General features: G+C 72.3%; 10 protein-coding genes. 4 read left to right on the forward strand and 6 right to left on the reverse strand.

What is annotated here, in order from left to right:
* Positions 1–88: 88 nt before the first annotated feature.
* Complete coding sequence (locus AC1DZC_RS05800; protein ID WP_477042559.1) at positions 89–1,243, forward strand: lytic transglycosylase; 1,155 nt, start codon at positions 89–91, stop codon at positions 1,241–1,243.
* 31 nt (positions 1,244–1,274) lie between these two features.
* Complete coding sequence (gene pknB, locus AC1DZC_RS05805) at positions 1,275–3,302, forward strand: Stk1 family PASTA domain-containing Ser/Thr kinase (protein WP_477039519.1); 2,028 nt, start codon at positions 1,275–1,277, stop codon at positions 3,300–3,302.
* A gap of 39 nt (positions 3,303–3,341) precedes the next feature.
* Here pknB and AC1DZC_RS05810 read toward each other — a convergent pair whose 3' ends face one another.
* The 3 genes from AC1DZC_RS05810 to AC1DZC_RS05820 all read right to left on the reverse strand — a co-directional run bounded on the left by AC1DZC_RS05810 (position 3,342) and on the right by AC1DZC_RS05820 (position 6,793).
* The gene (locus AC1DZC_RS05810; protein WP_477039520.1) at positions 3,342–4,697 is read right to left on the reverse strand and encodes a class II 3-deoxy-7-phosphoheptulonate synthase; all 1,356 of its coding nucleotides are present in this window, start codon (positions 4,695–4,697) and stop codon (positions 3,342–3,344) included.
* Positions 4,694–5,914 (reverse strand): pyrophosphate--fructose-6-phosphate 1-phosphotransferase, encoded by a 1,221-nt coding sequence (locus AC1DZC_RS05815; protein WP_477042560.1) that lies wholly within the window; start codon positions 5,912–5,914, stop codon positions 4,694–4,696. The genes AC1DZC_RS05810 and AC1DZC_RS05815 overlap by 4 nt, the downstream gene beginning before the upstream one ends.
* Positions 5,915–5,992: 78 nt before the next feature.
* Positions 5,993–6,793, reverse strand: a complete 801-nt coding sequence (locus AC1DZC_RS05820) for a lysophospholipid acyltransferase family protein (protein WP_477042561.1) — start codon at positions 6,791–6,793, stop codon at positions 5,993–5,995.
* 113 nt (positions 6,794–6,906) lie between these two features.
* On the opposite strand from AC1DZC_RS05820, the gene AC1DZC_RS05825 reads away from it, so the two are divergent.
* Positions 6,907–7,449, forward strand: a complete 543-nt coding sequence (locus AC1DZC_RS05825; RefSeq protein WP_477042562.1) for a hypothetical protein — start codon at positions 6,907–6,909, stop codon at positions 7,447–7,449.
* Between the two features lie 4 nt (positions 7,450–7,453).
* Here AC1DZC_RS05825 and AC1DZC_RS05830 read toward each other — a convergent pair whose 3' ends face one another.
* Positions 7,454–8,398, reverse strand: coding sequence for an ROK family glucokinase (locus AC1DZC_RS05830; protein WP_477042563.1), 945 nt, complete (start codon positions 8,396–8,398; stop codon positions 7,454–7,456).
* Positions 8,399–8,598: 200 nt separating this feature from the next.
* Between AC1DZC_RS05830 and AC1DZC_RS05835 the strand changes: the two genes are divergently transcribed.
* Complete coding sequence (locus AC1DZC_RS05835; RefSeq protein WP_477042564.1) at positions 8,599–10,413, forward strand: AMP-dependent synthetase/ligase; 1,815 nt, start codon at positions 8,599–8,601, stop codon at positions 10,411–10,413.
* 3 nt (positions 10,414–10,416) lie between these two features.
* Here AC1DZC_RS05835 and AC1DZC_RS05840 read toward each other — a convergent pair whose 3' ends face one another.
* Both AC1DZC_RS05840 and AC1DZC_RS05845 read right to left on the reverse strand, forming a co-directional pair.
* Positions 10,417–10,629, reverse strand: coding sequence for a hypothetical protein (locus AC1DZC_RS05840; RefSeq protein ID WP_477042565.1), 213 nt, complete (start codon positions 10,627–10,629; stop codon positions 10,417–10,419).
* Positions 10,630–10,664: 35 nt separating this feature from the next.
* Entirely contained in the window at positions 10,665–11,960 is a 1,296-nt protein-coding gene (locus tag AC1DZC_RS05845) for an NYN domain-containing protein (RefSeq protein ID WP_477042566.1), read from the reverse strand.
* Between the last annotated feature and the right edge of the window lie 51 nt (positions 11,961–12,011).

Here is a 12,011-nt window from a genome sequence, read left to right on the forward strand (position 1 = left end):
CCAGGCCGGAATCCGTGGGCTACCGTCACTTTTGTTCACTCCTGTCACACAGGACCCTTCTCTTTACTTTCGCAACATGAGGTGCGCCATGGCCCAGTCCGCTGCAGCCCGTTCCGTCGGGCTCCGCCGCGCCGCCACCGGGACGGGTGCGCTCGCGCTGGTCGCGATCGCCGCGACGGCGACCGGTGGGGCCGCCCACGCCGACGAGCAGGTCACGGTCCGGTCCGGCGACACGGTCAGCCACATCGCGGCCCGCAGCGGGAGCACGGTGGCCGCCATCGCCCGCGCCAACGCGCTCGCCGACGTGTCGCGCATCCGCATCGGCCAGGTCCTCACGATCCCGACGGGCGCCGCGGCGGCCGCACCCGCCCCCGCAGCAGCACCCGCGCCCGCTGCCGTGGGCTACACCGTCGTCTCGGGCGACACCGTCGGCCGCATCGCCGCGCGCTACGGCACGAGCGTGCAGGCGGTCATCGCGGCGAACGGCCTGGACGCGCGCGCCATGATCCGGATCGGCCAGACCCTGACCATCCCCGGTGCGGCGTCCGCGGCCGCGCCTGCTCCGGCGCCCGCTGCCGTCACGCAGGCCGCCAGCTCCACCGGGTACACGGTGAGGTCGGGCGACACGGTCACCGGGATCGCGACGAAGCTCGGCTCCTCGGTGCCCGAGATCATCGCCGCGAACGGGCTCGACGCGCGCGCGCTCATCCGCATCGGACAGACCCTGACCGTCCCGGTCCCCGCACCGGTCTCGGCGTCGGTCGGCAACACCTTCGCCGGACGGACCTACTCCGACCAGGTCGTCGCGGCGGCCAATGCGAACCTGGCCGCTCTGCGCGGCACGTCGGTCCCGTCCAAGAGCCAGATGCAGGCGAAGATCGCGGCGACCGCGAGAGCGATGGGCGTCGACCCCGCGCTCGCGCAGGCGGTCGCCTTCCAGGAGTCGGGCTTCAACCACGCCGTCGTCTCGCCGGCGAACGCGATCGGCACCATGCAGGTCATCCCGAGCTCCGGGGCCTGGGCCTCCGACCTCGTCGGGCGCCCGCTGAACCTCGTCGACCCCGACGACAACGTGATCGCGGGCGTCGCGATCCTGCGGTCCCTCGTCTCGAACGCGCCCGACCTGCCGACGGCGATCGCCGGGTACTACCAGGGCGCCACGTCCGTGAAGCGCAACGGGATGTTTGCGGACACCCGCCGCTATGTCGCGAACGTGCAGACCCACATGACGCGCTTCCACTGACAGCCGGTCCTGCGCCCGTAGACTCCTGCGCGTGGGAACAACCGTCACCGATCCGCTCGTCGGCCGCCTGGTCGACAGCCGGTACGAAGTCGTGTCCCGCATCGCGCGTGGCGGCATGGCGACCGTGTACCTCGCGGTCGACCGCCGCCTGGACCGGGACGTGGCGCTCAAGGTCATGCACGCGCACCTCGCCGAGGGGGCGTCCGGCACCGACTTCGTCGCCCGGTTCCGCCGCGAGGCCCGGACCGCCGCCCGCCTGACGCACCCAGGGCTCGTCGCCGTGTACGACCAGGGCGTCGACGGCGAGACCAGCTATCTGACGATGGAGTACGTCGACGGCTCGAACCTGCGCCGCTACCTCGGCGAGCGCGGCGCGCTGACCGTCGGGGACGCCCTCCGGATCGGCGAGTGCGTGCTCGACGCCCTGGCGACGGCGCACCGCGGCGAGCTCGTGCACCGCGACATCAAGCCCGAGAACGTGCTGCTGGCCACCGACGGGCGGGTCAAGCTCGCCGACTTCGGCCTGGCCCGCGCGGTCACCGAGGTCACCTCGACGACGACGGGAACCGTGCTGGGCACGGTCGCCTACCTGGCGCCGGAGCTGGTCACTCGCGGCCTGTCCGACGCGCGCACCGACGTCTACGCGTGCGGCATCCTGCTCTTCGAGATGCTGACCGGCCGTCAGCCGTTCACCGGCGAGACCCCGATCCAGGTCGCGTTCCAGCACGTCAACAACGACGTCCCCGCCCCGTCGGAGCTAGTGAGCTGGCTGCCGATCGAGATCGACGAGGTCGTCCGCTCGCTCGCGGCCCGCGACCCCGACGACCGCCCGGTCGACGCGGGTGCGGCCCTCGCGCTGCTGCGCAGGACGCGCCTGGCCCTGGACGAGGAGACCCTCGAGCGACGCGCGGACATCGCACCCTCGATCGTCCTGCCGGCCGCGACCGACCCCGACGAGACCGACCTGAGCCCGGAGGCGGAGGCCGAGGTCGACGACGCGTCGCAGGACGCTCTCGAGGAGGTCTCCAGCGACCAGGCCGAGACGACTCGGCTGGAGTCCGACGCGCGCGGCGCGACCGTCGCCCTCCCGATCGGACTGGGCGTCAGCGCCGCGGAGCTCGACCAGGGCGGTCCGCCCCCGGTCAAGAAGCGGCACACCGCCCGCTGGATCATCCTGCTCGGCCTGCTCGCGGCCCTGATCGGGGGTGCGGCCTGGTGGTACGTGGAGTACGGCCCGGGCGCGTACACCACGGTCCCGACGATCGTGCGGCAGGACGAGGCGCACGCGACCCAGATCCTGGAGAACGCCGGGCTCGAGGCGAACGCGACGAAGGAGTTCAGCTCCGACGCGCCGATCAACGAGGTGTTCTCGACCGACCCGGGTGAGGGCAGCCGCATCCGCAAGGGCGGGACCGTCACGTTCGTCGTGTCCAAGGGCCCCGACCTCGTCGTCGTCCCGGACGGTCTGGTCGGCGTGCCCCAGGCGGACGCCGAGGCGGCGCTCACGGCCGCCGAGCTGACCCCGAACCTCGGCACGGCCCAGGACAGCGACACCGTGCCGGCGGGCAACGTCATCAGCGCGACCATGCCGGACGGCATCACACCCGCCGAGCCCAGCGCGAGCATCACGCGGCACGCGGTCGTCACGCTCGTCATCTCGAACGGTCCGGCGCCCGTGACGATCACCTCGGTGGTGAACCTCTCCGTCGAGGACGCCACGAAGCTGGTCGCTCCCGACAACCTGAAGCTCGCGCCGACCGAGGTGTTCAACGGCGACGTGCCTGCGGGCCTGATCATCGACCAGGTGCCCGCACAGGGCGCGCAGGGGCACCGCGGCGACACGATCACGGTCAACGTGTCCAAGGGTCCCGAGCTCGTCACCGTGCCCGACGTCGTGGGCAAGAGCAGCGAGGACGCGCAGGCCGCGCTCGAGAGCGCCGGCCTCGTCTACAAGGGTCAGAAGTACCTGGGCGGGATCTTCAACAAGGTGCGCTTCCAGGACACCGGCGCCGGGACGCAGGCGCCGAAGGGCTCGACCGTCACCGTCACGATCTGGTAGCCCGCCCGGCGCTCGGCCGGGCGGACCGTCCAGCCCGGGTCAGCTGGCCGCGCGCAGGAGCTCGACCACCTGGAACGCCATCTCCAGCGACTGCTGGTGGTTCAGGCGAGGGTCGACCAGGGTCTCGTAGCGACGCGACAGGCCCTCGTCGTCGATCTCCTCGGTGCCACCCAGCACCTCGGTGACGTCGTCGCCCGTCAGCTCGATGTGCAGGCCGCCCGGGACGGTGCCCAGCCCCCGGTGCACCTCGAAGAAGCCGGCGACCTCGTCCATGACGTCGGAGAACCGGCGGGTCTTGTACCCGGAGGCCGACGTGATGCCGTTGCCGTGCATCGGGTCGCACACCCAGGTGACGGGACGGCCGTCGGCGGTGACCTTCTCGACGAGGGACGGCAGCAGGTCGCGGACCTTGCCGGCACCCATGCGCGTGATGAAGGTGATGCGCCCGGCCTCGCCGCTCGGGTTGAGCTTGTCGATGAGCGCGAGCGCATCGTCGCCGGTGGTCGTCGGGCCCAGCTTGATGCCCAGCGGGTTCTGCACGCGCGAGAAGTAGTCCACGTGCGCGCCGTCGAGCTGACGGGTCCGCTCGCCGATCCAGACGAAGTGGCCGGAGCAGTCGTACGGCAGGCCGGTGCGCGAGTCGATCCGCGTGAGGGGTCGCTCGTAGTCGAGCAGCAGACCCTCGTGGCTGGCGAAGAACTCGACCGTGCGCAGGGCGTCGAAGTCGGCGCCGCAGGCCGCCATGAAGCGGATCGCGCGGTCGATCTCGGCGGCGATCTCCTCGTAGCGGGAGTACGCCGGGTTCGCCATGAAGCCGCGGTTCCACTCGTGCACGCGCAGCAGCGAGGCGAAGCCGCCCGTGGTGAACGCACGGATGAGGTTCAGCGTCGACGAGGACGTGTGGTACGCCTCGAGCAGCCGCTGCGGGTCCGGCGTGCGGGCCTCGGGCGTGAACTCGAAGCCGTTGATGATGTCGCCGCGGAACGCGGGCAGCGTGACGCCGTCGCGGGTCTCGCTGTCCGACGAGCGGGGCTTGGCGTACTGCCCGGCCATCCGGCCCATCTTGATGACGGGCAGGCTCGCACCGTAGGTCAGGACGACCGCCATCTGCAGAATCGTCTTGATCTTGTTGCGGATGTTGTCCGCCGTGGCCTCGTTGAACGTCTCCGCGCAGTCGCCGCCCTGCAGCAGGAACGCCTCACCGCGGCCGGCCGCGGCCAGCTGGGAGCGCAGCGCGTCCGCCTCGCCCGCGAACACGAGCGGCGGGACGGTCGCGAGCTTGTCGGTGACCCGGGCCAGGGCGACCGCGTCGGGCCACTGCGGCTGCTGGACCGGCGACATCGAGCGCCAGGCGTCCAGCCCGGCGACGACCTGCGGGTCCGGCTCGACGGTCATGAGTGGCTCGCCGGGACGAGGTCCTGGCCGATGTCCGCGAGCAGCTCGCCGAACCACGGCTGGGACACGTCGAACGCCTTGCCGCCGGCGATGCGCGGGAACTCGATCGCACGCAGCACGTCGCCCTGCTCCTCGTCGTGACCGATCACGCCGGACTCGCCGCGCAGCGCGCACTCGACGGCCAGGTCCGTCATCGACTTGATCAGGCGCAGGTCCTCGGCGTTCGCGGCAGCGGCGCGCGAGTAGTAGCCGGACTTCTGCACCATGACCTTCTCGGCGCCCAGCTTCTCGGCGAACTGCTTGGCGAACCACTGACCGGGGTTGATCGTGTCGAGGCGCACGTGACCGAACGCGTCGCGCAGCACCTCGGTGCCCGAGGACTCGAGCTGGTCGACGATCTCGTGCATGCCGGCACCCTCGGACAGGAAGATGTTGACGTTGCCCTGGGCGTCCATGACCGTCTTGAGGCGGGCGGCCTCGGCGTCGATGTCGAGCGCGAGCTCGGGCAGGAACACCGCGTGGATGTCCCAGCGCTCGCGCGTCAGACCGATGCCCGGGACCCACTCCTGGGTGTCGAGCCACGTGCGGTAGTCGGCCGCGGCGGCGGCGGTGAGCCACCCGCAGTGCCGGCCCATGACCTCGTGCACGATGAGCATGCGCGGGCCGGAGCGGTGCTCGCCGATGATGTTCGCGGCGAACCCGGCGGCCTCCTCGGCCGCGGTCCACGCGCCGAGCGACTGCTTGATCGGCACGACGTCGTTGTCGATCGTCTTGGGCAGGCCGACCACGGTCAGCTCGTAGCCGTTGTCGTGCAGGTAGGCGGCGAGGTCCGCCGCCGTCGTGTTCGTGTCGTCGCCACCGATGGTGTGCAGAACGTCGACGCCGTCGGCCTTCAGGCGCTCGGCGGCGACCTGCAGCGGGTCCTCGCCCTCCTTCACCAGGCCGCGCTTGACGCAGTCGGCGGCGTTGGTGAGCTTGACGCGCGAGTTGCCGATGGGCGAGCCGCCGAACCTGTGCAGGATCCCGGCCTTGGCGCGCGTCTCGTCGTCGATGACGATCTTGTCGCCGCGCAGGAGACCGTAGTAGCCGTGCTCGTACGCGATGATCTCGATGTCGGGAGCGATCTCCGTGTAGCGCTCGATGAGCCCGCCGACGGCGGACGACAGGCACGGAGCGAAGCCACCTGCGGTCAGGAGGGCGACGCGACGAACCGACATGAGAAACACCTCTCGTTGACACCATCGGCGCGCACGGGCAGCGGCGCGCCCCAGAAGCCGGCGCTCAGACCGACCGGGTCATCCTACTGACGTCTCGGGCTCGCCCTCGGGCGGTACCGGTACCTGGACGTCCGGCACCGGGCGTCCGCCGGGGGCGGCGGGCAGGTGGTCCGTGGCGTCCCCCGCCACGGCGGGGTGGCCGGTCGCGATGCGCGCCTTCTGGGTGGCCGCGTACACGTCGACATACTCCTGGCCGGACAGCGCCATGATCGCGTACATGATCTCGTCGGTGACCGAGCGCAGGATGAACCGGTCGTTCTCCATGCCCTGGTAGCGGCTGAAGTCGAGCGGCTCGCCGATGACGACGCCGATGCGCATGACCTTGGGGATCCGGCGCCCGGGCGGCTGCGCCTCGTCCGTGCCGACCATGGCGACGGGCACGACCGGTGCGCCGGACTCGAGCGCGAGGCGCGCGATCCCCGTCTTGCCGCGGTACAGGCGGCCGTCCGGGCTGCGGGTGCCCTCGGGGTAGATGCCGAACAGGTCGCCGTCGCTCAGCCGCCGCAGGCCCGTGCGCAGGGCTGCCTCGCTGGCCTTGCCGCCGCCGCGGTCCACCGGGATGGTGCCGACACCGCGCATGAACCCTGCCGTCAGCCGGCCCTTGACGCCCGATCCCGTGAAGTACTCCTGCTTGCCGATGAAGACGAGCTCGCGGTCCAGGACCAGGGGCAGGAAGAACGAGTCGATGACGGCGAGGTGGTTGCTCGCGAGGATCGCGGCACCGTCCTCGGGCACGTTCTCGGCGCCGCGCACCCACGGGCGGTAGATCAGGTGCAGCAGCGGACCGACGAACACCCGCTTCATCAACCAGTAGAACAACGGTTCACCTCTCGACCCGACCCACGGACTGTGCGCTCACCCGAGCCAGAGCTCGCACGTGCCAGGCCCCCACGCGCCACGCCGACCGCTCGGCACGACTCTAGAGTGCTCTCATGGCACCACGCCCCGACGACCCCGACGACGGAGTCCCGCCGCACGGCGCGGACGTCCCCGAAGGGACCGGTCCGCCGTCCGACGAGGACGTCTGGAACGGCATCGTCGCGCAGCTCGGGGACATCGACGGCTACGACGGTTCGACGCCGGTGGAGCCCGAGAGCACCAAGCCCCTCGACTTCCCGGTCGCCCCGTGGGTCGCGGACAGCCGCGTCGTGCGTCCGGCGCCGGACCTCTCGGGCCGCGACTGGGAGGGGACGGCCCAGTTCGACGAGGCCGAGGCAGCCGTCGACGCGGGCGAGCACTTCGTGCCTCCGGACCCCGGCCCGGTGCTCGGCGGAGACCCGCTGCTCACGATGGCGTGGATCGCCGCGGTGGGCATGCCGCTCTTCCTGCTCGTCGTGGTCATCGCCTGGCCGGCCGCACCTCCCGCCCTGATCCAGGCGGCCGGCGTCGTGTTCGTCCTGGGCGTGGCCGTGCTGCTCTGGCGCATGCCCAACCGCCGCGACCCTGAGGACGACGACACGGGTGCCGTCGTCTGAGAGGTCAGACCCGCGCAAGGTCCGCCGCGCCGACCATGCCGGCGTCGTTGCCCATCGAGGCCACGACGAGCGCCGCCTCCGGACGGTGCCCCCGGGCGGAGAGCTGCTCGGCGAACCCCCGGCGCGCCGGGACGAGCAGCAGGTCGCCCGCGGCCGCCACACCGCCGCCGACGACGATCAGCGCCGGGTCCAGCAGGGCCGTGGCGGACGCCGCGCCCTCGCCGACCCACCGGCCGAGCTCCGCGAGCAGCTCGACGGCGAGCGGGTCGCCGTCCTGGGCCGCCTGGGTGATCTGCGGACCGGTGAGACGGTCGACGTCCCCGCCGGCGAGCTCGAGCAGCCGCGTCGCGCGGTCGGGCTGGATGATGATCGTGGCCTGGGCGTCGCGCACGAGCGCGCTCCCCGAGGCGTACTGCTCCCAGCAGCCCTCGTGGCCGCAGCCGCAGTAGTGCCCACCGGGGACGACACGCATGTGGCCGATCTCGGCCGCCACGCCCCACGCACCGCGCACGAGCTTGCCGTCGGTGACGATCGCTCCACCGAGGCCCGTGCCCACGGTGAGCATGAGCATGTCGTCGACGTCACGCCCCGCTCCGTACCGGAACTCGGCCCAGCCGGCGGCGTTGGCGTCGTTCTCGACGACGATCGTCACGTCGTCGTCCAGGAGCGCTGCAACGCGGTCGCGCAGCGGGTAGTCGCGCCACGCGATGTTCGGGGCGAACAGCACCGACGAACGGTCGGCGGAGACGAATCCGGCGGCGGCCAGACCCATCGCGTTGACCTCGTAGGACTGGCTGAGCTCGGCGTAGACGTCCGCGATGGCCTTGTCGATCCCGGCCGCGTCGTCGGGAGAGGTGTCGCGTCGGGTCTGCGCCAGGATCTCGCCGTCCTCGTCGACGACTCCTGCCGCGATCTTCGTCCCGCCGATGTCCACACCGATGGCGTGCATGTTCCCGTGTGCTCCTACGCGCTCGTACTCTGCTCGCGACCGTCCGGTGCGGTCCCCCACGCTAGCCGCCGCCGTGGGTCGGCGCGCACCCCGTCCGACCGACGTCCGGGACCGCGACGCGCAGCGTACCCAACCTGCCCGGATGGCCGCGCGCGTCCCGTATCCTCGTCGCACACTTCGCCACTGTCACTGGAGCCAGCATGGACGAGTTCCGAACTCCTCTGCGTCTCGAGGTCGACCCCTCGAACAACCTGAACGACCTTCTTGCCGAGCGCGTCACGGGAACCCCGGACCGCGTCGTCGTCGAGCACAAGACGCAGAAGGGCGGGCCCTGGATCCCGCTCACCGCCCAGGAGTTCGACGCCGAGATCGTCGCCGTCGCCAAGGGGCTCGTCGCCCGTGGCGTCGAGCCGGGCGACCGCGTCGGGATCATGTCGCACACGCGCTACGAGTGGTCGCTGCTCGACTGGGCCGTCTGGGCGGCCGGTGCCGTCCCCGTGCCGCTGTACGAGACGTCCTCGGCCGAGCAGGTCCTGTGGATCCTGACCGACGCCGACGTGTCGCTCCTGGTCGTCGAGACCGCCGCCCACGCCGCCACGGTCGAGGAGGTCCGGGCGGACGCCCCGACCCTGCGCGAGGTGCTCCTGCTCGACGAGGGCGCCATCGACACGATCGTGGCCGGCGCCGACTCGGTGTCCGACGAGGAGATCGCCCGCCGCCGCGGCCTGGCCGGGCTGTCCGACGTCGCCACGGTCATCTACACGTCCGGCACCACGGGCCGGCCCAAGGGTGTCGAGCTCACGCACGGCAACTTCTACGAGCTGACGGTGAACACGGTCGCCGACCTGTACGAGGTGGTCGGCGAGCCCGGTGCGCGCACGCTGCTGTTCATGCCGCTGGCCCACGTCTTCGCCCGCTTCATCGAGGTGCTCTGCATCCCCGCGGGTGCGGTCCTCGGGCACACGCCCGACACGACCACGCTGATCGAGGACCTGGCCTCGTTCCGGCCCTCGTTCATCCTCGCCGTGCCCCGCGTGTTCGAGAAGGTGTACAACTCGGCCGAGCAGAAGGCAGCCGCGGGCGGGAAGAGCGCGATCTTCCAGCGGGCCGCGAAGACGTCGATCGTCTACTCGCGTGCGCTGGACACGCCGCGCGGACCGGGCGCCTGGCTCAAGCTCCAGCACAAGGTCGCCGACGTCCTCGTGCTCAAGCGCCTGCGCGCGGCGCTCGGCGGGAACGCGAAGTACGCCATCTCCGGCGGAGCCCCCCTGGGCGAGCGGCTGGGTCACTTTTACCGCGGGCTCGGGCTCAACGTCCTCGAGGGCTACGGCCTGACCGAGACGACCGCGCCCGCGACCGTCAACCGCCCCGGCAAGGGCACCAAGATCGGCACGGTCGGCATCCCGATGCCCGGAACCTCGATCCGGATCGCCGAGGACGGCGAGATCGAGGTCAAGGGCATCCCGGTGTTCCGCGGCTACCACGCGAACGACGCGGCGACGCAGGAGTCGCTCGTGGACGGCTGGTTCCGCACGGGCGACCTCGGCTCCCTCGACGACGAGGGCTACCTGCGGATCACGGGTCGCAAGAAGGAGATCATCGTCACGGCCGGCGGCAAGAACGTCGCCCCGGCGGTGCTCGAGGACCGGCTCCGGGCGCACCCGCTGATCAGCCAGGTCGTCGTGGTGGGCGACCAGCGTCCGTTCATCGGCGCGCTGATCACGCTAGACCCCGAGGGCGTTCCCGGGTGGCTCACGGCGCACGGCAAGCCCGAGATGAGCGTCGCCGAGGCGGCCAAAGACCCCGACGTCCTGGCCTCGCTCGACCTCGCCGTCGAGAAGGCCAACAAGGCCGTCTCGCGGGCCGAGTCGGTGCGCAAGTACCGCATCCTCGCCGACGACCTCACGATCGCGAACGGCTACCTCACCCCGAAGCTCAGCATCCGCCGCGCGCAGGTGCTCAAGGACTTCGCCGGCGAGGTGGACGCGCTCTACGCGACGTCGGCGTCCGACTGAGGGTCAGATCGCCTTCACCATCCGCAGGGGTGGCACCAGGCCGGAGGCAGCGAGCACCTCGATGGCTCGCCGCTCGCCGGCGTCGAGCTCCGCGGGCAGGGGGGCCCGAGCCGGCTCGGCAGGCGACCGCGTACGCACGGGGATGGTCAGGAACGTCACGACGCAGTCCGCGCACGCGGCGCCGCGCTGGGTGCAGGTGTCGCAGTCGATGATCATGCGCCGGACGCTAGCGACGACCACCGACAGTCACCTCAGAGGTGCTGGATCCGCGCGACGAGCGTGCGGGACGGGACCACCCACGCGCCGGCGGCCTCGACGTCCCGCACGATCTCCTGGTCGCTCGTCACGACGACGAGCACGCGTCCGGGCGGCTCGGCGTGCACGAGCCGGCGGATGAGGTCGTCGGCGATCTCCCCGACGGCGAACAGGACGCGGACCCCCCGGGCGTGGCCGCCGGTCGCGCCCTGGCCCTCCTGCCCGTCGAAGCACACGGTCACCTCGGCGCCGGTACGCGCCGCCACCCCCGCGAGCCCGTCGACCAGGCGCCGCCGCTGCTCGGCGAGCGTCAGTTCGCCGAAGCCCGTCTTGGAGACGTTGTAGCCGTCGACGAGCAGGTGCGCCCACGGCTGGCGGAGCAGCTCCTCGAGCAGGGCGGGGTCGTCGATCGATCGACCGCGAGAGCTGGGTCGGGCCGCGGCCTGTTCCACGCCCGGGCCGACGAGGTCGGCCGGCTTGTCGCCCGCGGGCGGCAGGGCCAGCTCGGAACGCAGGCCGCTCGCGGCGTCGACGATCGTGTCCAGGAGGAGCCGGACCCGTGCGTCGGCGAGCTTGCGGGCGGCGCGCAGCTCCGCGCGGGCGGCGGTCCGCTCCGCCGACGACGCACGCCGCTCGTCGCGCGCCGCCTGCAGGTCCTGAGCCGCCTGGGCCTGGGCCTGGACGGCGGCGTCGAGCACCGCCAGCGCCTCGTCGGCGGCGCGACGACCCTCGCTGCGCGCGCGGTCGGCGTCCGAGCGCAGCCGGCGCAGCTCGCGCTGGAGGCTCGCGAGCTGCTCCTGCGCCGCCCGCGCGTCCTGCGTCGCGGTCGCCAGGTCGGCGCGCACGCGTTCGGTCTCCGCCTGCGCCTTCGCGAGGCTCGCCCGCAGCTGAGGAAGCTCGGCATCGGCCCCTGGGGCCTCGGGGGGCACGAGGCTCCGCCAGCCGGGCACCCCGAGCAGCCACGCTCCCGCGGCCGCCTGCGGCGACGGTTCCGGGTGCTCGTCGACGACCTGCGCGGCGAGCGCGGGGTTCGCCTGCGCCCAGACGCGCGCGACGCCCTTGCGGAAGACGTCCTCCTGCTGGAGCGCGGTCCACAACGGGCCGGCCCCCGCGGAGGCGCGGCGACGCGGAGCGAACCGGTGCACGGCGCGCAGGGACGCGGGCACCTCGACGGGCTCGAACGTGCCGAGCGCGTCGGAGGCCGCCTGGACGAGCGCGGCGCGCACGGTCGGTGGGACGTCGGACCGGTCGGCGGGCGCGCCTGCGGCGTCCTCGAGGTCGGTGCCGGTCATGCCAGCACCCTAGGCGGACGCCGGGCCTCCGGTGCGGCGCGGCGGTCGTGT

The sequence above is a fragment of the Cellulomonas sp. P2_B4 genome, assembly GCF_056404795.1.